The organism is Streptomyces sp. SD31 (assembly GCF_052068475.1).
Taxonomy (GTDB): Bacteria; Actinomycetota; Actinomycetes; order Streptomycetales; family Streptomycetaceae; genus Streptomyces.
Genome location: NZ_JBQHCX010000005.1, coordinates 24,240 through 48,641, shown reverse-complemented (window position 1 = coordinate 48,641; position 24,402 = coordinate 24,240). Strand labels below are relative to the sequence as shown.

The following is a 24,402-nucleotide window of genomic DNA, read 5'->3' as shown; positions in this document are numbered from 1 at the left end:
GCGGGAGTGCATTCAGCGTGAAGTCCCCGAAAAGCCGCCGGTAGTCGCCTGTTGGGCGTAGGCCCGGGCGTCTAGTTCCAGGGTGTTAGCCCGGTCGGATCCCGCGTTCGCGCCCGGCGCCGGGAGCCGCCGGACGCGAGGGTTAGAGCGGAGGTACTAGCCGTATCGGCCGACTGCCGTTCCCTCGCCCCGTCACGAATCCTGGTGACAGGCCCGGTCCCCGGCCCTCGCCCACAAGGCGCATCGCATTCCGGGGTCCTGGTCGCGGTGTCCTGATCGACGGGGCACCGGGCGGCGCGCCGGATCAGGAGAGGGTCGTCTCGTCCGGGGCCCACCCGGCGGCTCGAGTCGCCGGATCCGCCACCGGCCTCAGCGGATGATGAGGTCGCACAGGCACGAGGTCACGTTGCGGCGGGTCTCGGCCACTGAGTCGCCGCCGCGACGCCCCCCCCCGGCCGGGACGGCATGGCGATCGGCTGATGCCCTCGGGCGTGTCGACGATCGCGTCGTGCGCCTTCGAGCCCTGCCCCCGCGCGAAGCCGTACCGACCTCGACGCCCTTGATGGCCTGGCCGCCCATCAGCGCGGCCGCCGGCCGGGCCCGGTGTCTTCGGCGACGCCAGTTCGACGACAGGGCTGACGGTCTCGATCCCGGCCGTCTCCTTCAGGTACGACCGGGCCACCGCCCCCAGAGCGACAGGGGCGGCGGTCTCACGGGTCTCACGGGCCGAGGCCCGCTCCAGGATCGGGCGGGGGCCTCGTCGAAACCGTACTTCCGCAGGCCGGCCAGGTCAGCATGGCCGGGACGCGACCGGGTCAGCCGCGCGTCGCGCGCCAGGCCCGGCGGCACCTCCGGGTCGACGGGTCGGCCGCCATGGCCCGCACCCACTTCGGCGGGGTCGGCCCGTGTCGGACCCCGCCGACGAAGGCCACCTCGTCGCGCTCGAACTTCACCCGGGCACCACGCCCATGGCCGAGCCGCCGCCTGCCCAGATGGCCCGCCGCCATCTCCGTGGTGATCGGAGCCCCCATCGAGAGCCTTCAGCGGGCCCGGAACTCGTGCAGGGTGACGTGCTCGGGTTCGTCGGAGTGCGCGGGGGCCGTGCCGTGGGCCCGCTCGGTGGCGGGCTCGGCCGGGTGGAGGGCGGTGAGGCAGCGCTGGGCCAGCTTCTGGTACTGCAGGGTCCCGTTGCCCTTCCAGGCGATCTCGTCGGCCGTCAGCTCACGCACGACCTTCGCCGGGCTGCCTGCCACCAGGTGCCGTTCCGGCACGTGGAAGCGGGACTTGACGAAGCTGCCGGCGCCGACGAACGCCTGCCGCCCCACGACCACGCCGTCCATCAGGACGGACTTCATGCCGATGAGGCTGTCGCGGCCGACCCGGCAGCCGTGCAGCACACTGCCGTGGCCGACGTGGCCGTCCTCCTCGACGACCGTGTCGGCTCCGGGGAAGCAGTGCAGGACGCAGCCGTCCTGCACATTGGAGCCCGCGCGCAGTTCTATGTGCCCGAAGTCGCCGCGCAGGCTGGCGAGGGGGCCGACGTAGCACCCGGGTCCGACGTCGACCGAGCCGATCAGTACGGCGTCGGGGTGCACGAACGCCGTGGGGTGCACAACGGGCACACTGCCTTCGAAGGAGTAGATCCTTGCCATGGTTTCTCTCACCGTTCGTCGATGTCGAGGGCCGGGTCGGGTCGAGCCGGGTCGGGTGGCACGGTCGGCGGGGTCACACCGGCGCCGTCGCCGAACGCAGCGGGCCGAGGGCGTCATGTCCGTGGATCCAGGCGAGGTCGTCGGGCAGGCCGGCCAGCCGCACGTTGCGGGCCTCCGCCTCCGGGCCGTCCGGCAGTTGGAAGCAGGCGGCGTTCTTGCGGGAGCCCGCCTGGAGCAGTCGGGTGCGCGGCCGGCGCAGCTGCTCGTAGGCGCGCAGGGCCGCCGCGACCTCGTCGGCGCCGGCGCCGGCGAGGAGGTGGGCCAGCACCACCGCGTCCTCCAGCGACTGGTTCGCGCCCTGCCCGTGGTGCGGCAGCATCGCGTGGGCCGCGTCGCCGAGCAGCGTGACCCGGCCCGCGCTCCAGGTCCGCTGCGGTTCGCGGTCGTACAGCGCCCAGCGGCCGGGCCGTTCGCACGCGGCGAGGATCTCGGTGACGAACGGGTGCCAGCCGTCGAAGGCGGCGAGCAGTTCGGCGCCGTCGCCCTCGGTGGACCAGGACTCGATCGTCCACTCGGCATCGGGGACGACGGCGAGGAAGTTCAGCGCGCCGCCGCCGGCCACCGGGTAGGCGATGAAGTGCCGGCCGGGGCCCAGCCACAGCCACAGCACCTGCTCGGCGAGTTCGGGGAGGTGCCCGAGCCGGCCCATGGGGACCAGGGCGCGGTAGCCGCTGGTACCGGAGAACACGGCCTCGTCCGGGCCGAAGACGCTGTGGCGTACGGCGGAGTGGATGCCGTCGGCCCCGATGACCGCGTCGGCCTCCGTCTCGGTGCCGTCGGCGAAGCGGAGCACGGCGCCGGAGCCGGTCTGCTCCACCTCCGTGCAGCGCGCGCCGAGCCGGACCCGGCCGGTCCCCAGCTCGGCGAGCAGGGCCTGCTGCACGGCCGCCCGCTCCACGGTCCAGAAGGGGGCCTTGAACCTCTCCTGGTACATGCCGGTCAGGGTGTGCGTCACCATCGACCGGCCGGTGCGCCAGTGCCGGAAGTCGGCGCGCACGGGCTCGACGGCCGTTCCCGTCAGGCGCCCTGCGACACCGAGGTCTCGCAGGGCGCGGTGGCCGTTGGCGCCGACGGCGATGCCGGCGCCCTGGTGGGCCAGTTCGCGGGCCTGTTCGTGAACGACGACCTCGACGCCCTGCCGTCGTAGTCCGATGGCGACGGCGAGGCCGCCGATACCGCCGCCGACGACGGCCACGTACGGGCGTTTGCGCGCCATGGCTGTCTCCTCCTGTTCTGTGTGGGGCCCGTGCGGTCAGCGCGCCGGCGAGAGCCCGGTGAAGGCGCCCCGGTGGAAGACCAGGGGCTCGTGGTCGCGGCCGACGGCGCCCAGCACCCGCCCGACGACGAGCACGTGGTCGCCGAGGGGCTGGGTGAGGTGCAGGGCGCATTCGAGCGTTCCGGGACCGTCCGGCAGGACCAGACAGCCGGTGTGCGGCCCGACGGCCCAGTCCGCGGCGTCCTCCACGGCGGGGCGCTGCTCGGCGGGCGTGGTGAGGACACCGACCAGGGAGCGCGCCCGGTTGCCGAGGAACGACACGGCCCACTGCCCGGAGGTGCGCACGCGCTGGAGGAAGGTGGAGTCGGCGCGCAGGTACATGGACACCAGCGGGGGGTCGAGGGAGACCGAGGTGAACGAGTTCACCGCGATGGCGTCGTGCCGGACCCCGGACGGGGTGTCGAACCGGGTCGACACCGCGCATACGCCGGTCACGAACCGCCCGAGGACGCCGCGGAGTTGATCCTCGTCCGGCAGGGCGCGGCTGTTCACCGCGCGGCCTCGGTGAGGGCTCCGCCGCCGATGACGGTCGTGTCCTTGGGGTTGACGAGGTCGGGGGCCTTCCAGCCGTTCTCGTCGTACTCCGACAGGCACTGCTCGACGAACTGCTTGTAGTCGTCGAACTTCCCGGAGGCCTGCTGGTTGTGCAGCACCTCGTAGCGGATCTGCTCGTGGTTGCCCGCGTAGTTCATCTCGTACAGCTCCCAGCGGGCGCCGAACTCGGTGCCCACGGCGTCCCAGGCCAGCTTCATGAGCTTCACCCGGTCGACGGCCTCCACGCCCAGGCCGCGGACGTACTTGTCCAGGTAGGGCCGGACCTCGGGGTTGGACCAGTCGGCGGCGTGGGAGTTGTTGTAGATCAGGGCGCTGCCCAGGTCGCGCAGGAAGATCTCGCGGACCTTGGGGAAGATCGAGGAGGACAGGACGCGGAAGGCCATGGCGGACTCGCCGTTGGGCGTGACCGTGCCGTCGGGCCACTTGACCGGGTTCTCCACCATGGAGTCGACCAGGGCCCAGAACATGTTGCGGTAGGCGAGGACCTCACCGAGGCGGCTCTGCACCCCACGGAACTCCGAAGTGCCCGTGGTCTCCAGGCACTTGGCGAGGAGCCCGGTCAGGAAGTCCATCTTCACCGCGAAGCGGACGCAGGCGTGGAACATGGCCCGGTAGAAGAAGCCGGAGCCGTAGAAGAAGTTGTTCGCCTTGTCGACGTCGTAGCAGAAGACGTTCTCCCACGGAATGAGCACCTTGTCGAAGACGAGGATTCCGTCGTTCTCGTCCAGCCGGCTGCTCAGCGGCTGGTCGAACGGGCTGGAGACGGTCGCCGCGGAGAATTCGTACGACGGCCGCGAGATTATCTTCAGGCCCGGGCTGTTGGTGGGCATGACGAAAAACGTCGAGAATTCCTTTGCGCCCTTCGGGATGACGCCGTAGTTGCCGATGAAGATGTGCTGGGTGAGCGCGGCGCCGGTGCCGACCACCTTGGCGCCGGAGACGACCAGGCCGGCGTCGGTCTCCTTGTCCACCGTCAGCATCACGTCCTTGAGCTCGGTGAGCCCCCGGTTGCGGTCGATCGGCGGGTTGACGATGCCGTGGCCGATGAACAGCACGTTCTCCTGGGCCTTGCGGTACCACGCGGCGGCGTTGTCCTCGAACGGCGCGTAGTGCTCCCGGTTCGACCCCAGGGTGGACAGGAAGGCGGCCTTGAAGTCCGGGGTGCGGCCCAGCCAGCCGTAGGTCATGCGGGCCCACTCCTCCATGGCCCGCGCCGCCGCGCGCAGGTCGCCGGTGGTGTACGGGGCCTTGAAGTAGGGGTGGGTGAAACCGCCGTTGCCGGTGTCGGTGGGGACGACCAGTTTGCTGTTGCGCTCGGGGTCGTGCAGCGCGTCGTACAGCCGGGCCACCATGCGGGAGTTGTTGCGGAAGGCCGGGTGGCTGGTGACGTCCTCCACCCGCTCGCCGTAGATCCGCACCTCGCGGCCGTCACGGAGGCTCTCGAGGTATTCGTCCCCGGTCTGCGGGCGGGAGACGGATCCGGACGGGTTGACGGTGTTGCTCATGCGGGATCACCTTTCGAGCGGACTTTTGCGCCTGCCGAAATGCTCCAGGAGTGCGACTGGCCCCGACAGTCGGCCACTGGGGCTAGTACTCGCGTAGTAGATCCGCCCTTCTAGCCACAACGACGCACTGCACATCCCCGGTGGGCGCGTGACAGGCTGCGCCCACCACCTGCCCCACCATGCCGTCGTCAGCAGAAGGCGTTGAGGTTGTCGCCGTGAAATCCGTGGAAGCCATAGAGAATCGCGTACAGAATTCAGCCGACGCAGAGAATTCACATCCCGAGCCCGCCTCCGAAGCGTGGCGTGCCCTCCCCGCCGCCCAGCAGCCCGACTGGCCCGATCCCGCCGTGCTGCACGCCACCGTGTCGTCCCTTTCCGCCGCGCCGCCCCTGGTGTTCGCGCGAGAATGCGACGCCCTGCTCGACCGTCTCGGCGAGGTGGCCCGCGGCAGGGCCTTTCTGCTGCAGGGCGGTGACTGCGCGGAGACCCTTGACTCGGTGAGCGCGGAGTCCGTGCGGGGCAAGCTGGAGGTCCTGCTCCAGATGGCCGCCGTGCTGACGTACGCGGCCGGTGTGCCCGTGGTGAAGGTCGGTCGCATCGCCGGCCAGTACGCCAAGCCGCGTTCGCAGCCGACCGAGACCCGGGACGGCGTGACGCTGCCCTCGTACCGGGGCGATGCCGTCAACGGGCCGGCGTTCACCGCCGAGGCCCGCACCCCCGATCCGGCCCGGCTGCGGCGCGTGTACGACGCGTCTGCCGCGACGCTGAATCTCTTGCGCGCCCTGACCGCCGGTGGGCACGCGGATCTCGACCGGGTGCACGAGTGGAACCGTGACTTCGTGGCCCTGTCCGCCGCGGGACGCCGTTACGAGCGGCTGGCGGACGAGATCGACGGGGCACTCGCCTTCATCCGGGCGTGCGGCATGAGCACCTCGACGCTGCGCACCACGGAAGTGTTCGCCAGCCACGAGGCGCTGCTCCTCGACTACGAGTCCGCCCTCGTGCGCACGGACCCCGACACGGGGCGGCGCTACGCCCTTTCGGGGCACATGCTGTGGATCGGGGAGCGCACCCGCCAACTCGACGGCGCGCACGTGGCGTTCGCCGCCGGCGTCGGCAACCCCCTCGGCGTCAAGCTGGGTCCGGACGCCGGCGCCGACGACGTACTGCGGCTGCTGGACCGGCTGGATCCGCACCGCACGCCCGGCCGGCTGACGTTCGTCGCCCGGATGGGGCGGGCTCTGGTGCGCGACCGGCTGCCCGCGCTGGTCGAGGCGGTACGCGCGGAGGGCGCCCGGGTGGTCTGGGCGTGCGACCCCATGCACGGCAACACCTACACCGCGCCGAGCGGCCACAAGACGCGTCGCTTCGACGACGTCCTGGACGAGGTCACCGGTTTCTTCGAGGTCCACCGGGCGCTGGGCACGCATCCCGGCGGTGTCCATGTGGAGTTGACGGGCGAGGACGTCACCGAGTGCCTGGGAGGCAGCAGCGCGGTCCTCTCCGACGACCTGCATCTGCGGTACGAGACGGCGTGCGATCCGCGGCTGAACCGTGCGCAGTCGATGGATCTCGCCTTCCGGATCGCCGAGTGGTACTGCGCCGAGAAGCGCCGCCTCGGCCGCCCCCGCCCGGAGCCCGTCCCCGCCCGCCCGTCGGGCATGTCCCTGCACGCCGACTACGCGGCATCCCTCGGCTGAGCCCGGATCCGCGACCACGGAGGACAGTCACTGTGCGGCACTTCGAGCACTTCCCCGCCGGCAGCACCTACGAGCTGGGGGTCACGCGGCTGACCAGCGAGGACATCATCGGCTACGCGCGCGCCTGGGACCCCATGCCCTTCCACCTGGATCCCGAGGCGGCCCGCCGCTCTCCTTTCGGGGGTCTGGTGGCCAGCGGCTGGCACACCGGTGCCGTGGTGATGGGGCAGTTCGTGCGCACCCTGCTCGCGGACTCCGCCTGCCAGGGCTCCTACGGCATGGACGAGGTCCGGTTCCTCAGTCCGGTGCGCCCCGGCGACGAACTGCGCGGCCGGGCCATCGTGGAGGAGGCCTCACCGCATCCCCGGCGGCCGGGTACGGGCACGGTCCGCTTCGTCGTCGAGGCAGTCAACCAGGAGGGCACGACGGTGTACCGGATGCGCACCCGGCTGCTGTTCGCCTGCGCACAGCCGGCCGGCACCGGTCACGAGGCCGCGGCCGTACGGCGCTGAGGTCCACCCGTCGGCAGACTCCCCGTTCCTCCTCGGGCCTCCCCCTGCCCGAGGAGGAACGGGTTCCCGTTCCCTGCCGACCCTTTGACTACACGCACCGTTGCGTCTAGTCTAGCTGGCATCGATCGACGATCGAGGAGGGCCGCCATAGACGCACCGCACGACACCCCGCAGCCGGCCGGCGCGACACAAGGGCGACGCATCAGAAACGGACCGAGGCGCAGCGAGGCCGCACGCGTCGCCGTTCTGCGAGCCGCCGACGACCTGCTGGTCGACACCGGGTTCCAGGCCCTGACGGTCGGTTCGATCGCCGACCGGGCGGGTGTCTCCAAACAGACGATCTACCGCTGGTGGAGATCGAAGATCGACATCCTGCTCGACGTCCTGGAGGAGGACCTGCGGGACACGGCGTCCTGGCCGGCCCGGACGGAGTCCGCACCGGCCGCCCTGGAGGAGCATGTGACCCGGCTGAGCGGGGTCTTCACCCGGTCCTCCACGGGCCGTGTCCTGTTCGTGCTCATCGGCCACGCCCTGCAGGACGCCATGACCGCGGCCGCACTCCGAAAGCACGTGCTGGACCCGCAGCGCGGCCAGGACCGCGCACGGCTGCGCGACGCCCTGGCCTCCGACTCGCTCGGCGCCCTGCCCCGGCAGGAGGCCGACCAGCTCCTCGACCTGCTGGCGGGCCCGGTGTTCTACCGGGCCTTCATGACGGGACGGCCGACGGATCCACGGTTCGCCAGGCGCCTGGTCTCCACCGTCCTGACCTGCCGGCAGGGCACCCCGCCCGACCCGGCACCGACCGCCGACCCCACCCCCTGAAAGGCTGTTCCCGCATGTTCCGCGCACGCCGACCCCGTTACACCGCCACGGTGGAGGCGGTCTCCCTGATCGCCCCGCGGATGGCGCGCATCACCCTGGGAGGGCCCGGCATGTCGGCCTTCCGGTGCGACGAACCCACGCAGTGGGTGAAGCTGTTCGTGACCGACCCGCTCGACGGCCGGACGGTCGGCCGCGCCTACACGGTCCGCCGCCACTCACCGTCGAAGCCCAGCATCGACGTCGACGTCGTTCTGCACGGGAAGGGCCCGGCCGCACGCTGGGCCGAGTCCGCGCGCCCCGGCCAGGAGGTCTCCTTCGGCGGCCCCAAGGGGTCCTTCCGCCCCGTCCCGGACGCCGGCTTCTACCTCCTGGCGGGCGACGAGAGCGCCCAGCCCGCGGTCCTCACCATCGCCGAGAGCCTGCCGTCCGGAGTGTGCGGCACCGTCTACCTGGAGGTCGCGGGCCCCGAGGCCGAGGTCGCCGTGGACCGGCGACCGGATCTGGACGTCGTCTGGGTCCACCGGACCGCCGGCCGGCCCAAGGGTGAGGCACTGCGGGACGCCGTGCTGAAGGCCACCGTTCCCCCGCAGGACGTCGCCGCGTGGGTGGCCGGCGAGTCCGGCTCGGTGAGGGACATCCGCCGCCACCTCGCGGATCGTCTCGGCCTGGACCGTCAGCACGCCTATGCGAAGGGTTACTGGAAGCTGGACGAGGCGGACCACCGCGACCCACTGGCCTCGGACTGACCCCACACCGCCCGTCCGCACGGACGGGGCCGTTTCAAGGCCACCGGGATCCGGACGAGCAGCTGCTCGGAGCCGTACGGACAACGCCGAGGCACGGTTCGCACCGGCCGCTCGGATCGCCGACACCCACCGCGGCGTGCCGGACGGGCGCCGGGCGACGCGGTCGTCGTGTCCGCCGCGTTCCCCGAAGGTGCCCGCCCCACTGGTCACGCAGGTACGCCGGTCCGGCCGCCTGGTGCGGCCGGTCGGCCCGGGCGTGCGGCTGCACGGACGTCATGGATCTCCGTAGGAAGAAGACGAACTCCCATGGGAGACAGGCCGCTTGAGGGGCAACGGGTCACTCGTCGATGACGCGTACCACCGCCACCGTGATGTTGTCGGGCCCGCCCGCCTCGATCGCGGCCTTCCACAGCTCGAAGGCCGCCCGGCCGTCGCCGTGCTCCCGCAGGACCTCGTCCAGTACGTCCTCCTTCACCGGGTCCGTCAGCCCGTCCGAGCAGACGAGGTAGCGAACGCCGGGCTCGAGGGACTCGGCCATGACATGGGGCTGGACGGCACGGTACGTGGGCGAGCCGCCCAGGCACTGGGTGACGAGGGAGGTGGTGCTCCCGGCCGGGTGCGGTGGGCTGTCGTCGACGCTCACCTGGCGCAGCCCGTCGCGGGAGAACGCGAAGACCCGGCTGTCGCCCACGTTGAACGCCAGCAGCGAGCCGGGCTGTACGACCACTCCGGCGACCGTCGTCCCCATGGCGGCCAGCGCGCCTCCCGCGTCGCCCCCGGCTGCCTGGTACACGGCGCGGTTGCAGGCGTTCAGGGCGTCACGGACGGCGACCTCGCTGCTCAGGGCGGGACCGAGAGAGGCGATCCGGCGGACGACCAGGGCGCTGGCCACATCGCCGCCGGGATGCCCGCCGAGCCCGTCGGCGACGGCCACGACCAGGGGCGTCCCGAGTGGGAAGACCAGGGTCTGCGGATTCTCGGTCACCGTCGCGCACAGCGTCCACGGCCCGACGACCAGGCTGTCCTCGTTCCGCTCGCGCAGCAGTCCGGGGTGGCTGATCGCACTCACAGCGATGTACGGCATGCAGCGCCACCGCCTTCCCGCACCGGACTGGTCACCGGGCCGGATGTCGACGTCCCTTACGAGTCTAGGAACACCGGCTTCCGGCGTGCCAGCGCAGCCGGAAGCGGCACCCCTCCCGCATCGGCTCCCGCGTCAGCCCTCGTCCGGCGTCAGCCGCAGCGAGATGCTGTTGATGCAGTACCGCTGGTCGGTCGGGGTCGGATACCCCTCGCCCTCGAAGACATGCCCGAGATGCGACCCGCACCGGGCGCACCGGACCTCGGTCCGCACCATCCCGTGCGAACGGTCCTCGATGAGCTCCACCGCGTCGGTGTCCTTCGGGTCGTAGAAGGACGGCCAGCCGCAGTGCGACTCGAACTTCGTGGTCGAGGTGAACAGTTCGGCGCCGCAGGCGCGGCAGGAGTAGACGCCCGTCGTCTTGGTGTTGGTGTACTCACCCGTGAAGGCGGGCTCCGTGCCGGCCTGGCGGAGGACGGCGTACTCGGCCGGCGTCAGCTCCGCGCGCCACTGCTCGTCCGGCTTTTCGACGTCGTACGACATGAGTCCGTGCCCCTCACTTCGACAGGCGATCCAGGATGAGCGGGCCGAGGTCTGTGACATCGCCCGCGCCCATGGTGAGAACGAGATCGCCGGGCTTCGCCATTCCCGCGATCAGCGCGGGCACCTCGCCCTTGTCGTGCACCGCGGTCACCTCGGCGCCCGCCGCCCGGGCCGCCTCGATGATCAGGTCGCTGGTGACGCCGGGGATGGGGTCCTCGCGGGCCGGATAGATGTCCAGGACCAGCGAGGAGTCGGCGAGGGCGAGGGCATCGCCCATCTCCTTGCCGAGCTCCTGCGTGCGAGAGAAGAGGTGGGGCTGGTAGACGACCAGGATCCGGGCGTCACCGGCGGCCGAACGCATGGCCTCCAGGTCGGCCGTCATCTCGGTCGGGTGATGGGCGTAGGAGTCGATGACCTGGACGCCGGCGGCCTCGCCCTTCAGCTGAAGACGCCGCTTCACGCCCGTGTAGGCCGCCAGCGCCGGAGCCAGCTCGGCGGCCGGGACACCGAGAGCCGCGCCCGCCGCGAGGGCGGCCACCGCGTTGAGCGCGTAGTGGCGGCCGGGGACCGACACCGTGAAGGTGAGCTCCTGGCCGTCGAGGAGGACAGTGACCTGGCTCTTCAGCCCCTGCGCCACCACCGACAGGACCCGTACGTCGGCGTCCTGCGCCTCGCCGTACGTCACCACCCGCACCTCGCGCGCCGCGACCCGCCGGGTCAGCTCCCGCGCCCCGTCCTGGTCCGCCGAGATCACCAGCGTGCCGCCGTCGGTGATGCGGTCCGCGAACGTCTCGAAGGACTCGTAGATCTCGTCCATCGACGCGTAGTTGGCGTGGTGGTCGAGCTCGACGTTCAGGACGATCGCGACGTCGGGCGCGTACTTGTGGAAGCTGCGGTCCGATTCATCCGCCTCGGCGACGAAGATGTCGCCGTCGCCGTGCAGGGCGTTCGAGCCGGGGGCGTCCAGGTCGCCGCCGATGGCGTACGACGGCTTCAGGCCCAGCTCGCTCAGCGAGACGGCCAGCATCGACGTCGTGGTCGTCTTGCCGTGCGTACCGGCGACGGCGATCGGCCGCAGCCCGTCCATCAGCGACGCGAGCGCGTCGGAGCGGTGCACCACGGGAATGCCCAGCTCGGCGGCGCGGGCCAGTTCGGGGTTGTCCTGCCGGATCGCCGACGACACGACGACACAGCTGGCGTCGTCGGCGAGATGCTCCGCCGCATGCCCGATGTGCACGGTCGCCCCGAGGGCCCGCAGCGCCTCGGCGGTTCCGGACTCCTTGGCATCACTGCCCGCCACCTTGGCCCCACGCTGCGCGAGAATCTTCGCGATCCCCGACATTCCGGCCCCACCGATACCGATGAAGTGCGGTCGGTCCATGGCGGTGGGAATACCGGGTGCCATGCGTGTTCTCCCAAGCTTGCGATACGACGGTGACGCCCCAGCCTATTGGGTGAGGAGGCAGACCTCGCGCCTGGGACGCCGGGAGCTGTGCCTGCCCAAGGGGCGCGGGGAACTGCGCGACAAGCCACCCAGGACCCGCGGCCGGAGACCTCCCGCAACCCCCCGGGCGCTCCCCGTCAGACCCCTAAACCTTGCTGTGCGAGAACAGCTTCAGCACCGGCACCCCCACCTTGTGCCGAGCCCGAGAAGCCCAGTCCCGATGGAAGAACTCCTCCACGTAGTGGGGATCGGTCAACACGATCACCTCGTCCGCGCCGACCTCGTCCACCACCGCCTTGAGCGCGTCGAGCGGATGGTCCTCCAAAAGCCGCCCCTCGGCCTCCGCCCCGGTACCGCGCAGCGCCGTGAGCGACACCTCCAGCGCCCGCTCCCCCGTGCTCAGCGCCTCCTGGCCCTCCGGGGTCTTCCCCTCCCGGACCGCCTCGTCCAGCTCGCCGAGCGCGATGTCGTCGATGGCGCGCAACAATCTGTCGGCCTGCTCACCACGCGGCTGGAGCAGAACGTGGAAGGCGACCTGCTCGTCTCCGTGCAAGGTGGTGACGAACTCCACGTCGGCGGACGTCAGGGCCTTCTCGATCATCAAAACGCTTGTGAACACCGGGCGCCCCATTCTGCGGAAACCATCCTGCCCCGCGCTCGCACGGGGACTGCGACTTTCAGTGTGCCCGGCGGAAGCTAAACGGAACGGTAGATTCCGCCGTTTTCAGGACCACGACACCGATAGAACCCTTTTCCGAGCCACTCAAACCGTCCTCACGTCCGCCGGTACCGGCTGAACAGGAAACCCTCCTCCTCCAGCAGCGACACCAGCTCGAACCGTTTGGGCACCGCCACCGAGGGCCCTCCGGCGATGCGCTGCGCGTCACCGGCGGTGAGCATCGGGGAGATCGTCAGACAGAGCTCGTCGAGCACCCCGGCGGCCACCAGTTGCCCGAGCAGCCGTGGGCCGCCCTCGGTCAGCAGCCGGGTGTGGCCGAGCTCGGCGAGGGCCTGGACGGCACGTACGGGGTCGACGCCGACGCCGTCACCGGCGATCACCACCTGGGCGCCGGCCTTCTCCGCGGCCGCGATCCGGTCCGGGGCCGCGGCGGCACCGGTGAGGACGAGGGTCGGCACCAGGGGCGAGGTGAAGAGCGGCAGGTCGTAGTCGAGGTCGAGGCTCGCGCTCACCACCGCGATGGCCGGCGCGGGCCCTTGCCCGGCCGCCTCGCGCACCGCCGCGAACTCCGCACGCGCGCGTGCCGGACGGTACCCCTCCAGACGTACCGTTTCGGCGCCGACGATCACGACGTCCGCCAGCGCCCGCAGCGTGCCGAAGATCCGCATGTCGGTGGCGGTGGAGATGGGCTGCGAGCGCCCGTCGTGCTGGGCTGCCCCGTCCAACGTGGACACCATGTTGGCCCGCAACCAGGGCTGTGCCTCGCCGGGCCCCGGCTCGGGATAGGCATAGGCGGCGGCGATCTCGGCGAGACTCCACTCGCGCTCGATCAAGTCCCCGGGAAGGCCACCCCCGGCACCACCCCCACGCCGAGCGCCACGTTCCGCACCACCGACCTCATGGGCACCACCGCCGGCAGGGCGCCCGCCCGCGCTCCCCTCACCACCCGCACGTTCATCACCGGCCTCGCCGACGGCACCAGCCCCCTCCTCCCCGGCCGGACCGCCGGAGGCCCTCGCTGCTGTTTCATCGGTCACAGGGAACAGGCGTCGCATGTCAAGGAGTGTGGCACGGCGACTAGCATGGTGAACCGTGTCGTCCTCCTCCGCCGCCTCCGGTCCGCGCCCGATAGCCGAAGCGAGCCCGCTGTCCCTGTGCGCCCGTGAGCCGCACGTCCCCGCGGACCGGCTGGTCGCCGAGATGGTGCCGCCGCCGCGCTTCGACTCGGTCCGGTTCAGCACGTACATACCGGACCCGAACCAGCCCAGCCAGACCGAGGCGGTCGGCATCCTGGAGAACTTCGCGGCCGGGCTCGGCGGTGCGCACGCCAGCGGCGCCGGCAAGGCCAGGCGCGGCTTCCTCGGGTTCGGCAGGCCCAAGGCACCCAAGGCCCCAGCAGGCCCACGCGGCGTCTACCTCGACGGCGGCTACGGCGTCGGCAAGACCCACCTGCTCGCCTCCCTCTGGCACGCCACCCCGGCCGAGCCGTCCCTCAAGGCCTTCGGCACCTTCGTGGAGCTGACGAACCTCGTCGGCGCCCTCGGCTTCCAGCAGACGGTCCAGACCCTCTCCGGCCACCGCCTGCTGTGCATCGACGAGTTCGAGCTCGACGACCCCGGCGACACCGTCCTCGTCTCCACCCTGCTCGGCAAGCTCGTCGACGCGGGTGTCGCCCTCGCCGCCACCTCCAACACCCTTCCCGGCAAGCTCGGCGAGGGCCGCTTCGCGGCGGCCGACTTCCTGCGGGAGATCCAGGGTCTGTCGGCCCACTTCCGCGCGCTGCGCATCGACGGCGAGGACTACCGTCACCGCGGTCTGCCCGAGGCGCCGGCGCCGTATTCCGAGGAGCAGGTGACGAAGGCGGCGTACGCCACCGAGGGCGCCTCGCTCGACGACTTCCCGCATCTACTGGAGCACCTCGCCCGCGTCCACCCCAGCCGTTACGGCGCGTTGACCGATGGCCTGAAGGCCGTGTGTCTCACCGACGTCCAGCCGATCCCGGACCAGTCCACCGCGCTGCGGCTCGTCGTGCTCGCGGACCGGCTCTACGACCGTGAGGTCCCGGTCCTGGCCTCCGGGCTGCCGTTCGACCAGCTGTTCAGCGAGGACATGCTCAAGGGCGGCTACCGCAAGAAGTACTTCCGCGCCATCTCGCGCCTCACCGCCCTGGCGCGCGACGCGCAGGGCCTCGTCACCGCCTGACGCCTTCTAACCGGCCAACTCCCCCACGTCAAGGGGGAGTTTCAGCCATGCCACCCTCGCATTTCAGGCTCTCTTCAGCTCGAAACGTTAAGTTAACCCTGCAAACAACTTTGCCGGGCTAATGTGTTTCTTGACCAACGGTTGACCAAGTGTTGGCGCGGTCAAGAGGTGTGGAGAGAGTAGAGGGGGGCTCATGTTTCGAGGTACGACGGCTCGGACCGCGATTTCGCTCCTCGCCGCCATCCTGCTCGCCCTCCAGTTCTTCGCACCCGCGGCATCCTTCGCACACGCGCACACAGTCAGTCAAGCAAAGGCCAAAGCCCAGCCCGGAATCAAGCTCTCCGGGAAGGCGCTGCGCGACGAAACCCTCACGTCCCGCCACTGCTTGCCGTCGGGTGATGGGGACCCGACCGGCCCGCTGCGCACTCGTGACCATCTGCGCTTCGCCGAATCCGGGTCCCAGGCGCCCGACCGACCGTTGCTCACCCGGGACCCCGCGTCCGCGCACCAGCCGGCCAGAGCCGGCGCCGCGCACCAGCGCACGTCGAGATCCTCGACATCCCACACTCCGGCGGGACTTCAGGTCTTCCGCTGCTGAGAAGCAGAGCAGTCCCCCCACCTCTGTCATGTAAACCACACCGACGCGCTAGTGCAGCGCGCCAGGAGGAGTCACCACATATGCAGCCCCTCATCGACAACGCCCGTACGTTCGGACAGCGCCCTGAGGAGTTCGCCAAGCTGGCCGAAGGGCAGTCCCCGCAGGTCCTCTTCATCACCTGCTCCGACTCCCGCGTCGTACCCGCCCTCATCACGGGCGCCCGCCCCGGCGAGCTCTTCGAGCTGCGCACCGCGGGCAACATCGTCCCGCCGTACGTCTCCGAGCACCCCACCAGCGAGGCGGCCACCATCGAGTACGCCGTGGAGGTCCTCGGCGTCAGCGACATCGTGGTCTGCGGCCACTCCCACTGCGGTGCCGTCGGCGCGCTGGTGCGCGGCGACGACCTGGACGCCGTACCGGCCGTGCGCGACTGGCTCACGCACGCTACCCCGCGCCCGTCCGGTGCCGTCGAGGACCCGGAGGTCGCCGAGGGCGTCCAGTCCCATGTGCTGACGCAGCTGCTGCGGCTGCGCTCGTACCCGTTCATCGAGAAGAAGCTGAAGGAGCGTCAACTGACCCTGCACGGCTGGTACTACGAGGTACACAAGGGCGCCGTGCGCGCCCACAACGCCGAGACCGACGCGTTCGAGGCGCTGTGATGACCATGCTGACCAAGTTCCCCCATCTGCGGCAGGACTTCGCCGCATCCATCGTCGTCTTCCTCGTCGCCGTGCCGCTGTGCGTCGGTGTGGCGGTCGCCTCCGGCGTTCCCGCGGAACTGGGCCTTGTCACCGGCATCGTGGGCGGCCTCGTCACCGGGCTCATGCGCGGCAGTAGCCTGCAGGTGTCCGGGCCCGCCGCCGGCCTGACCGTGCTGGTCTTCGAGGCCGTCAGCGAGTTCGGTGTGGCCACGCTCGGCGTGATCGTGCTGATGGCCGGACTGCTCCAGCTCGCCATGGGCTTCCTCAAGATCGGCCGCTGGTTCAGGGCCATATCCGTCTCCGTCGTCGAGGGCATGCTCTGCGGCATCGGGCTGGTGATCATCGCCGGCCAGATCTACGCGGCGGCGGGCCTGAAGGCCCCCGAGACCGGGATCGGCAAGATCGCGGGACTGCCCGGGGCGTTCGTCGATGCCGTCAGCGACACCGAGGCCCTGACCTCGCTCCTGATCGGCGCGGGCACCATCGCCGTCATCGTGCTGTGGAAGAAGCTGCCCAAGGCGGCGCAGGCCGTGCCCGGCGCCCTCGCGGCGGTGATGCTGGCCACGGTCGCCACCCTCGCCTTCAGCCTGCCGGTCGCCACGGTCGAGGTGAAGGGTCTGCTCGGCGCCATCCAGCCGCCCGGCTCCGGGGCCTTCGGTGAGCTGGCCAACCCGGCCATCTGGGGCACGATCGTCGCCTTCGCGCTGATCGCGTCGGCCGAGTCGCTGTTCAGCGCGGCGGCCGTGGACCGGCTGCACGACGGTCCGCGCACCGAGTACAACAAGGAAATGATCGCCCAGGGCGCGGGCAACACGGTGTGCGGTCTGCTCGGCGCGCTGCCGATGACCGCGGTGATCGTGCGCAGCTCCGCGAACGTCCAGGCGGGTGCGAAGACCAAGGCCTCGCGTGTGCTGCACGGCGTGTGGCTCCTGCTGTTCGCCGCCGCGCTGCCGTCCGCCCTGGCGCTCATCCCGATTCCCGCCCTGGCCGGCATCCTGGTCCATGCCGGCTGGAAGCTGATCCCGTTCCGCCAGGTCGCGGCGCTGTGGCGGGGCCACAAGGGAGAGGCGCTGATCCTCGTCGTCACCGCCGTGTCGATCGTCGCGGTCAACATGTTCGAGGGCGTGCTGATCGGTCTGGCCCTGTCCGTCGCCAAGACCGCCTGGGAGGCCTCGCATCTGAAGATGGAGGTCATAGACAAGGGCGCCGGACCGATCCAGGCGTACCTGTCGGGCAACGCGACCTTCCTCAGGCTGCCGAAGATACTCGACAGCCTGGAGGCCCTGCCGCAGGACCGTCCGGTGGAGCTGGACCTGTCCGGACTGCACCATCTCGACCACGCCTGCCGTACGGCCCTGGAGTCCTGGGCCGAGCGACACAGCGCGGTGGGCACGGAACCGGTGCGGGTCACCTCGCCCTGACCGGCGTATGACCCCTGGCGCGATATGACCCCTGGTCCGGGGCCGTCCATGGCCCCGGACCAGACACCGGGCATATCGTTACAGGAGCACACGGAACAGGCCTCTCGGCGAGGAGGTCGTCATGGTCGAGGAGCTGCTGGGCGCGGCTGTGGGCGTCGGCGTGGCGGGAATCGTGTATCTCGCGGCAGCCGCGCGGGTCGTCAAGCAGTACGAACGCGGGGTGATCCTGCGGCTCGGACGCCTGCGGGGCACCGTACGCCAGCCGGGATTCACGCTGATCGTCCCCGCCGTTGACCGGCTCCACAAGGTCAACATGCAGATCGTGACGATGCCCGTGCCCGCCCAGGAGGGCATCACCCGTGACAACGTGACCGTGCGGGTCGACGCGGTCGTGTACTTCAAGGTCGTGGACGCGGCATCCGCGATCATCAACGTCGAGGACTACCGCTTCGCCGTCTCCCAGATGGCGCAGACGTCGCTGCGCTCGATCATCGGCAAGAGCGATCTGGACGATCTGCTGTCCAACCGCGAGAAGCTCAACCAGGGACTGGAGCTGATGATCGACAGTCCGGCGATCGGCTGGGGCGTCCAGATCGATCGCGTCGAGATCAAGGACGTGTCCCTGCCGGAGTCGATGAAGCGCTCCATGGCCCGGCAGGCCGAGGCCGACCGTGAGCGGCGGGCCCGGGTCATCAACGCCGACGCCGAACTCCAGGCCTCCAAGAAGCTGGCCGAGGCCGCGCACCAGATGGCCGACGCGCCCTCCGCCCTCCAACTGCGGCTGCTGCAGACGGTGATGGCGGTGGCGGCGGAGAAGAACTCCACGCTGGTGCTGCCGATCCCGGTGGAGTTGCTGCGGTTCCTGGAGCGGGGCGCGCAACCACCGCCGGACCACGCGGTCGAGCACGCCTCCGAGCACGCCGCCGTGGCAAAGTCCGCCGAGGAAGCCATCGCGGAGCCCGCCCCGGAATCCATCCCGGAGTCCGCTCCGCAAGCCATCCCGGAATTCGCCCAGGCGTCCGTTCCGGATCCCGTGCAAGGCTCCGCCCCGGAGCCCATCGAGGAACCCACACCGGGCACCCCCGGTCAGCCCCTTCAGAAGTGACACACGCTACGCGCGTGGTTCCCGCGACCCGCACCAGGTGATAGACACGGCGGGGTCACAGTTCCTGTCCGCCAGCAGGAAGGTTTCCCCATGTCCGAGAACACGACCACCGACCGTACGTCACGCCGTCAACTCCTCGCCGGTACCGGCGCGTTGGGCGTCTCGATCGCCTTCGCCGGAAACCTCACCGAACTCTTCGCGGGCACCGCCGCCGCGCAGAACCTCGGCCACACCGGATACGGCCCGCTGGTCCCCGACCCCAAGGGCCTGCTCGATCTGCCGGAAGGTTTCTCCTACCGCGTCCTCTCCCGCGAGGGCGACAAGCTCCGCTCCGGCGAGGGCCCGGTCCCCTCCAACCACGACGGCATGACGGCCCTGCCCGGCCGACACGGCCGCGTCCACCTGGTCCGCAACCACGAGAACCGCGCCGACGGCAGGGTTCCCGTCCCGACGGTCGAGGGCCTCACCTACGACCCCGCCGGCAAGGGCGGCTGTACGGCCCTGACGCTGGACTCCCGCAACCGGGTGCTGTCCGAGCGGGTCGCCATCGCCGGCACGGCCGTCAACTGCGCGGGTGGGCCCACGCCTTGGGGCACCTGGCTGACCTGCGAGGAGACCGAGGACAGGGCGGGCACCAACGGCTACACCAAGGACCACGGCTTCATCTTCGAGGTCGACCCGGCGAACCCTTACCGCTCCGGCGCGGTCCCGCTGACCGCGATGGGCCGCTTCCAGCACGAGGCGATCGCGGTGGACCCACGGCGCGGCATCGTCTACGAGACCGAGGACGCCTTTGAGAAACCCTTCGGCCTCTTCTACCGCTTCCTGCCCCACCAGCCGCACGGCAGCCTGGGCACCCTGCGCGCAGGCGGCCGCCTCCAGGCGATGCGCGTGCCGGGCGTACCCGACCTCTCCTCGATCCAGGAGACGGGCGCGAGCTTCGAGAACATCGAGTGGGTCGACGTACCGGACCCCCTGGCCGCCCGAACTCCCATCCGCTTCCAGGACTTCGGCCCGAAGGGCATCACGCACGCGCAGAAGCTGGAGGGCTGCTACTGGGGTGGCCGCAGTGTGTACTTCGTCTCCTCCTTCGCCCGCAGAGCGGAGGGCTCGGCGGCGGACCACTACGGCCAGATCTGGCGCTACGACCCCTCCGCGCGCCGCCTGACCCTCGTGATCGTCTTCGGCCCCGACACGAACCTGCAGCTTCCCGGCGAGTCCCCGGACAACATCTGCCTCGCTCCCAGCGGCGGCCTCATGGTGTGCGAGGACGGCAACGGCGCCCAGCACGTCTACGGCGTGACACGACGCGGGGAGGTGTACGCGATGGCGCGCAACGCCCAGAACATCGGGACTCCCGAAGAGCCGGAGTGGGGCGAGTTCGCCGGCGTGACCTTCTCGCCCGACGGCGGGACGATGTACGTCAACTGCTACACGCCGGGTACGACGTTCGCGGTGACGGGGCCCTGGCGCGGGTAACCGCCCCGTCACGCCCCCGGAGGGGAGGGCTCCCCTCTGCGGGACGTCCTCTAGCCTGTGCGGCATGAACGTTCCGGGGGATGTCGTCGATGGCCGGTTCGAGCTGGTGGAGCGGCTCGGCAGCGGGGGTATGGGCACCGTGTGGCGGGCTCGTGACACGGTGCTGCACCGCGAGGTCGCGCTCAAGGCGGTCCGGTCCGACCCGGACACGGTCGGCGTGGTGCGCGAGAGGGTGCTGCGGGAGGCGCGGGCGCTGGCCCGGCTCAGCCATCCATATGTGGTGACGGTCCATCAGATCATCGACGCCGACCCGCATCCGTGGATCGTGATGGAACTCGTGCCGGGCGTCTCGCTCCAACGGCGCCTGGGCGACGGCCCGTTGACCCCGCTGGAGGCGGCCCGCCTCGGCCGTCAGGTGCTCGCCGCGCTGCGGGCCGCGCACGCGGCGGGCATCCAGCACCGGGACGTCAAACCCGCCAACATCCTCCTGCGCCCCGACGGGGACGCCGTTCTCACCGACTTCGGCATCGCCGCCCTGCAGGGCACGACATCGCTCACCGCGACCGGCGAGCTCGTCGGTTCGCCCGAGTACATGGCGCCGGAGCGGATCCGGGGCCACGACGGCGACCCCGCTGCCGACCTCTGGTCACTGGGCGTGGTCCTGTACGTGTGCGTGGAGGGCGTCAGCCCGCTGCGCCGCCCCACCACCCTCGCCACCCTGGCCGCCGTACTCGACGCCCCGCTCCCGGCACCGACCCGCTCGGGCCCGCTGACGCCGGTGCTCGACGCCCTGCTGGTGCGCGACCCGGCGGCCCGCCCGGACGCCGCCCGGCTGGACGCGATGCTGGCGCAGGTGGAGGCGGGGGCGACACCGCACTGGGATGGGCCGACCCTGACCGCCGGCGCACCGCACCACCCGACGCCGGCCCCGCCACCGATCCCCACCCAGCTGGACACCCCACGCCCGACGGCACCGCAGCGGTCAGGGGGCCCGCGACGCCGTACCCCGATCGTGGTGGCGGCGAGCGCGGCACTGGTGATCGCCGCGGCGACGGCTCTTGTCTTCGCGCTGCGCCCCGACGGCACCGACGGCGGCGCCAAGGCCGACGACAAGGCCGGTGGCACCACGACCCCGGCGGTCACGAGATCCACCGCCGGCCCTGCACCCCAGCAGCGGTCCCCCTCACCGACTCCCAGCTCGACGCCCCCCGCTCCCACCGGCACCCCCATCGGGGCGTCGGAGGGCCGCTGGATCGCCCAACTCCACTCCGAACCCATCGCCTCGGGCACCGCCGCCCGCGACCGGCGACTCGCCACCGTCCGCCTATCCGTGCCGGATGCGGCCGTCCTGCGCAGCGACGACTACGCCTCCCTGCGCCCCGGCTACTGGGTGATCTACGCCCCCGGCCCCTTCACCGACGGCCGCGCCGCCCTGACCTTCTGCGCCGAGCACGGCCGAACCGCGGTGAACACCTGCCTCGGCCGCTACCTGAGCACAGACCCGACCGACTCCACCCTCCAGTGCCGCCCTCCGGCCACCGCACCGACGGGAACCTGCACACGCACCGACTGAAGACCGGCCCCGCCGGGCGGGTGACACCGTCCCGGCACACCTGTCGACGTACCGATATGGCTATTTGATCCTCATATCGTCATGCGGTGATCACTCTTGTACGGCGCGTCACCGCCCTCTGCGCCCTGAGCGCGGCGCTCAGCGCGCTCGCCTCCTGTGCCCCCGAGGCAACCCGCGCTCCCCTCCCGGCACCCAGCGCCACCGCCGCCTCCTCCCCCGCCGCCAAGCCTCCGACCCTCGCGCCGGGTCCCGCCGGCCTGACCCCCGTCTTCGAGCACGGCCCCCGCACCCGGGACAAGACCGTCGCGCTCACCTTCGATGCGGACATGACCTCCGATCAGGGGCCGCGGGCGGCGAGCGGGGAGCGGTTCGACAATCCGGGGCTTGTCGCGGCCCTGCGGGAACTGAAGGTGCCTGCGACCGTGTTCATGACGGGCCGGTGGGCCGAGGAGTATCCGGGGCAGGCCCGGGCCATCGGGCGGGACCCGCTCTTCGAAGTCGCCAACCACTCGTACAGCCACCACGCCTTCACCGACGACTGCTACGGGCTGCCGAGGGTCGACGAGGAGCGGATGCGCGCGGACGTGGAGCGGGCGTACGCCGCGTTCCGGAGGGTGGGGATCCGTGACCCGATGCCGTACTTCCGGTTTCCCGGCGGCTGTTACGACCGGCGTGCTCTGAAGGCGCTGATCCCGGTCGGTGTCACCGCCGTGCAGTGGGACGTGGTGAGCGGGGACGCGTTCGCGACGGACGCCCGCGCGGTCGCCCAGGAGGTGCTGGACGGGGTGCGGCCCGGCTCCGTGGTCGTCCTGCACTGCACGCTCAGTGCCGCTCCGACGACCGAGCGGGTGGTCCGCAGCGTGGTGCCGGAGCTGCGCGGGAAGGGGTTCCGGTTCGTGAAGGTGTCCGAGCTGATCGGGGCTGCCGGCGGGCGGGGCTGATGCTCGTACGCTGGACGTATGAGCAAGGACCAGCCCACGACCGACTACTGCCTGATCGACGCGACCAGGCCGCCCAAGGCGGACGGGCCGCCCTACGCGGAGTGCGTGCTGTGCCGGGAGCCGACGGAGTACCCGGAGTCGTACAAGGGGATCACGCTCTGCCCGGTGTGCGAGTGGCAGGAGGCGCAGCGCACGGCCTGTTCGGGATGACCTGTTGTGCAGATGACCTGCCGTTCAGGGTGATCTGCGGGAGGTGAGCGCGCAAGCCACGGCGGTCGCCGCCGCCGTGAGCAGGGCCGCCGCGGCCAACGGCAGCAGGGGCAGCGGGACCGTGCCCGAGCGGGAGCCGGTGACCAGGCCACTGACCGCCGCCTGGGCCGGGGAGCCGGTCACCACCACCGACAGCAGGGCCGCGAGCAGCATCGTGGGCACCGCGCGGCCGGTCGAGCGCAGCAGGGGCCAACTGGTGAGGGCGCCGACGGCGGTGCCGAGGAGGGCGCAGGCCAGCGCGGCGAGCAGCCCGGCGGTGCCGGCGGGCAGCCGTGGCACACGGGTCTGGAGGTCGGAGCTGACCGGGTTGCTGATCAGGGTGATGACGACGGTCGCCACCGTACCGAGGGCCGCCGCCGCGGCCAGCGCCACCAGCAGCGCGGCGAGGTGCGCCCGCCCCGGGCCGACGGCCGCGGAGACACAACTGCGGGCGGCCGGCGGCTCGTTGGTGACGCAGATCCGCACCAGCCAGGCGGCGACGGGCAGCAGGGCCGCGGCCGCGTAGCCGAGCGAGTCGAGCACGGGCTGCCCGCTCTGCACACCGACGCCGAGGAACACGGCGTACAGGATGAACGGCGGCAGCCAGCGCTGCGAGCGGGCCAGCAGGGCGGCCTGGTAGCGGAGGAGGGCGTTCATCGACGTCATCGGCGGCTCTCGGTCTCGGGGTGGGCGGGTCTCTCCTGGCTCACGCTCACCACATGCCATGGCGGCCGGGCGGTGAGCAGGGTGCGCAGGAGGACGTCCGAGTGGGACGCGGGGACGGTGAGGCGGTGGGTGCCGGGCGTGGGTTCCTCGACCGATGTGACGACGCGGGGCACGTCGGTGGGGAGTTGTCCGCCGCGCGGGCCCTGGACGACGACGATCACGTGCGGGCCGGTTCCCTCCGACGGCACCTGTTCCGTACGGCGCTCCAGGCCCGCGTCCCGCACGGTGTAGGTCGCGTCGGGCACCCCCGCCAGGCGGCGCGGGTCGTGGTCCACGAAGACCACGGCGGTGCCGCCCGCCGTGCGTTCGGCGACGGCGCGCTCCAGCTCCGCGCGGGCGTCGGCGTCCAGGCCCGTCCACGCCTCGTCCAGGACGAGCAGCTCCGGTTCGGCGAGGAGGGCCTGTACGACGGCGACCTTCTGGCTGCTGCCCTTCGACAGCTGGGCCATCGGCGTACGGGCGTACGCGGCGGCGCCGAAGCGGTCGAGCCACTCCAGGGCGGCACGGGTGGCCGCCGGCCGGGACAGGCCGTGGACCGTGCCGAGGTGGGTCAGGTAGCCGAGGGCGGTGAAGGGGAGGGCTGTGGGGAAGCGTTCGGGGACGTATGCGGTGCGCGGGCGTCCGGTGACACGGCCTTCGGAGGGGGCGTCCATACGGGCCAGGAGGCGCAGGAGGGTGGACTTGCCGGTGCCGTTGGGTCCGTCGATGCGGATGAGCGTGCCGGGGGGCACCGTGAGATGGACGCCGCGTAAGACCCATGGGCCGCGTATGCCGTAGCGGCGGCCTACGTTGTCCAGACGAAGATCGCGTTGCATGGGGCCCATCCTCTCGC

The 24,402-nt window shown here is 71.4% G+C and carries 23 protein-coding genes and 1 pseudogene; 12 read left to right on the top strand and 12 right to left on the bottom strand.

From position 1 onward, the window contains the following. Nucleotides 1-454: 454 nt before the first annotated feature. From ACTMVF_RS12290 to ACTMVF_RS12270, 5 genes and pseudogenes are all read right to left on the bottom strand, one after another. Nucleotides 455-1,037: pseudogene (locus ACTMVF_RS12290) on the bottom strand (chorismate synthase); the annotation flags it as partial. 3 nt (nt 1,038-1,040) lie between these two features. Then, complete coding sequence (locus ACTMVF_RS12285; protein WP_441271004.1) at nt 1,041-1,652, bottom strand: acyltransferase; 612 nt, start codon at nt 1,650-1,652, stop codon at nt 1,041-1,043. Between the two features lie 73 nt (nt 1,653-1,725). Further along, on the bottom strand, nt 1,726-2,928 hold the full coding sequence (locus ACTMVF_RS12280) for an FAD-dependent monooxygenase (RefSeq protein WP_441271003.1): 1,203 nt from the start codon (nt 2,926-2,928) through the stop codon (nt 1,726-1,728). 36 nt (nt 2,929-2,964) lie between these two features. After that, nucleotides 2,965-3,480: a flavin reductase family protein gene (locus tag ACTMVF_RS12275; protein ID WP_441271002.1), complete on the bottom strand. Its 516-nt coding sequence runs from the start codon at nt 3,478-3,480 to the stop codon at nt 2,965-2,967. After that, nucleotides 3,477-5,048: a 4-hydroxyphenylacetate 3-hydroxylase family protein gene (locus ACTMVF_RS12270; RefSeq protein WP_441271001.1), complete on the bottom strand. Its 1,572-nt coding sequence runs from the start codon at nt 5,046-5,048 to the stop codon at nt 3,477-3,479. Before ACTMVF_RS12270 ends, ACTMVF_RS12275 begins: the two co-directional genes overlap by 4 nt. Before the next feature lie 224 nt (nt 5,049-5,272). On the opposite strand from ACTMVF_RS12270, the gene ACTMVF_RS12265 reads away from it, so the two are divergent. The 4 genes from ACTMVF_RS12265 to ACTMVF_RS12250 all read left to right on the top strand — a co-directional run bounded on the left by ACTMVF_RS12265 (nt 5,273) and on the right by ACTMVF_RS12250 (nt 8,828). After that, nucleotides 5,273-6,748, top strand: coding sequence for a class II 3-deoxy-7-phosphoheptulonate synthase (locus ACTMVF_RS12265; RefSeq protein ID WP_441271347.1), 1,476 nt, complete (start codon nt 5,273-5,275; stop codon nt 6,746-6,748). Between the two features lie 32 nt (nt 6,749-6,780). Next, nucleotides 6,781-7,260 (top strand): MaoC family dehydratase, encoded by a 480-nt coding sequence (locus tag ACTMVF_RS12260; RefSeq protein WP_441271000.1) that lies wholly within the window; start codon nt 6,781-6,783, stop codon nt 7,258-7,260. Between the two features lie 84 nt (nt 7,261-7,344). Beyond that, nucleotides 7,345-8,082: a TetR/AcrR family transcriptional regulator gene (locus tag ACTMVF_RS12255; RefSeq protein WP_441270999.1), complete on the top strand. Its 738-nt coding sequence runs from the start codon at nt 7,345-7,347 to the stop codon at nt 8,080-8,082. 14 nt (nt 8,083-8,096) lie between these two features. After that, complete coding sequence (locus ACTMVF_RS12250; protein ID WP_441270998.1) at nt 8,097-8,828, top strand: siderophore-interacting protein; 732 nt, start codon at nt 8,097-8,099, stop codon at nt 8,826-8,828. Nucleotides 8,829-9,165: 337 nt separating this feature from the next. Here ACTMVF_RS12250 and ACTMVF_RS12245 read toward each other — a convergent pair whose 3' ends face one another. The 5 genes from ACTMVF_RS12245 to ACTMVF_RS12225 all read right to left on the bottom strand — a co-directional run bounded on the left by ACTMVF_RS12245 (nt 9,166) and on the right by ACTMVF_RS12225 (nt 13,630). After that, a complete protein-coding gene (locus ACTMVF_RS12245) occupies nt 9,166-9,912 on the bottom strand; it encodes a PP2C family protein-serine/threonine phosphatase (protein WP_441270997.1) in 747 nt (248 codons plus the stop codon). A 132-nt stretch (nt 9,913-10,044) separates the two neighbouring features. Further along, nucleotides 10,045-10,452 (bottom strand): peptide-methionine (R)-S-oxide reductase MsrB, encoded by a 408-nt coding sequence (gene msrB / locus ACTMVF_RS12240; protein ID WP_301996050.1) that lies wholly within the window; start codon nt 10,450-10,452, stop codon nt 10,045-10,047. 13 nt (nt 10,453-10,465) lie between these two features. Continuing rightward, nucleotides 10,466-11,857: a UDP-N-acetylmuramate--L-alanine ligase gene (gene murC, locus ACTMVF_RS12235; protein WP_441270996.1), complete on the bottom strand. Its 1,392-nt coding sequence runs from the start codon at nt 11,855-11,857 to the stop codon at nt 10,466-10,468. A gap of 184 nt (nt 11,858-12,041) precedes the next feature. Beyond that, nucleotides 12,042-12,497 carry an indole-3-glycerol phosphate synthase gene (locus ACTMVF_RS12230; RefSeq protein ID WP_441270995.1) on the bottom strand — a complete coding sequence of 152 codons (456 nt, stop codon included), beginning with the start codon at nt 12,495-12,497 and terminating at the stop codon, nt 12,042-12,044. A gap of 173 nt (nt 12,498-12,670) precedes the next feature. After that, nucleotides 12,671-13,630, bottom strand: a complete 960-nt coding sequence (locus tag ACTMVF_RS12225; protein WP_441270994.1) for a pyrimidine reductase family protein — start codon at nt 13,628-13,630, stop codon at nt 12,671-12,673. 37 nt (nt 13,631-13,667) lie between these two features. On the opposite strand from ACTMVF_RS12225, the gene zapE reads away from it, so the two are divergent. From zapE to ACTMVF_RS12185, 8 genes are all read left to right on the top strand, one after another. Beyond that, a complete protein-coding gene (zapE, locus tag ACTMVF_RS12220; RefSeq protein ID WP_441270993.1) occupies nt 13,668-14,777 on the top strand; it encodes a cell division protein ZapE in 1,110 nt (369 codons plus the stop codon). 678 nt (nt 14,778-15,455) lie between these two features. Next, nucleotides 15,456-16,034 carry a carbonic anhydrase gene (locus ACTMVF_RS12215; RefSeq protein ID WP_441270992.1) on the top strand — a complete coding sequence of 193 codons (579 nt, stop codon included), beginning with the start codon at nt 15,456-15,458 and terminating at the stop codon, nt 16,032-16,034. 5 nt (nt 16,035-16,039) lie between these two features. Further along, nucleotides 16,040-17,497, top strand: a complete 1,458-nt coding sequence (locus tag ACTMVF_RS12210; RefSeq protein WP_441271346.1) for a SulP family inorganic anion transporter — start codon at nt 16,040-16,042, stop codon at nt 17,495-17,497. Nucleotides 17,498-17,618: 121 nt separating this feature from the next. Beyond that, nucleotides 17,619-18,602: an SPFH domain-containing protein gene (locus ACTMVF_RS12205; RefSeq protein WP_441270991.1), complete on the top strand. Its 984-nt coding sequence runs from the start codon at nt 17,619-17,621 to the stop codon at nt 18,600-18,602. A 90-nt stretch (nt 18,603-18,692) separates the two neighbouring features. Beyond that, on the top strand, nt 18,693-20,081 hold the full coding sequence (locus ACTMVF_RS12200; RefSeq protein ID WP_441270990.1) for a PhoX family protein: 1,389 nt from the start codon (nt 18,693-18,695) through the stop codon (nt 20,079-20,081). Nucleotides 20,082-20,145: 64 nt separating this feature from the next. Continuing rightward, a complete protein-coding gene (locus ACTMVF_RS12195; RefSeq protein WP_441270989.1) occupies nt 20,146-21,654 on the top strand; it encodes a serine/threonine-protein kinase in 1,509 nt (502 codons plus the stop codon). Between the two features lie 86 nt (nt 21,655-21,740). Next, the gene (locus tag ACTMVF_RS12190) at nt 21,741-22,595 is read left to right on the top strand and encodes a polysaccharide deacetylase family protein (RefSeq protein WP_441270988.1); all 855 of its coding nucleotides are present in this window, start codon (nt 21,741-21,743) and stop codon (nt 22,593-22,595) included. 18 nt (nt 22,596-22,613) lie between these two features. Then, nucleotides 22,614-22,805: a hypothetical protein gene (locus ACTMVF_RS12185; protein WP_301996062.1), complete on the top strand. Its 192-nt coding sequence runs from the start codon at nt 22,614-22,616 to the stop codon at nt 22,803-22,805. Nucleotides 22,806-22,829: 24 nt separating this feature from the next. Here ACTMVF_RS12185 and ACTMVF_RS12180 read toward each other — a convergent pair whose 3' ends face one another. Together ACTMVF_RS12180 and ACTMVF_RS12175 are read right to left on the bottom strand one after the other, a co-directional pair. Beyond that, entirely contained in the window at nt 22,830-23,501 is a 672-nt protein-coding gene (locus ACTMVF_RS12180; protein WP_441270987.1) for an ABC transporter, read from the bottom strand. Nucleotides 23,502-23,506: 5 nt separating this feature from the next. Beyond that, a complete protein-coding gene (locus ACTMVF_RS12175; RefSeq protein WP_441270986.1) occupies nt 23,507-24,385 on the bottom strand; it encodes an ABC transporter ATP-binding protein in 879 nt (292 codons plus the stop codon). Nucleotides 24,386-24,402: the final 17 nt, after the last annotated feature.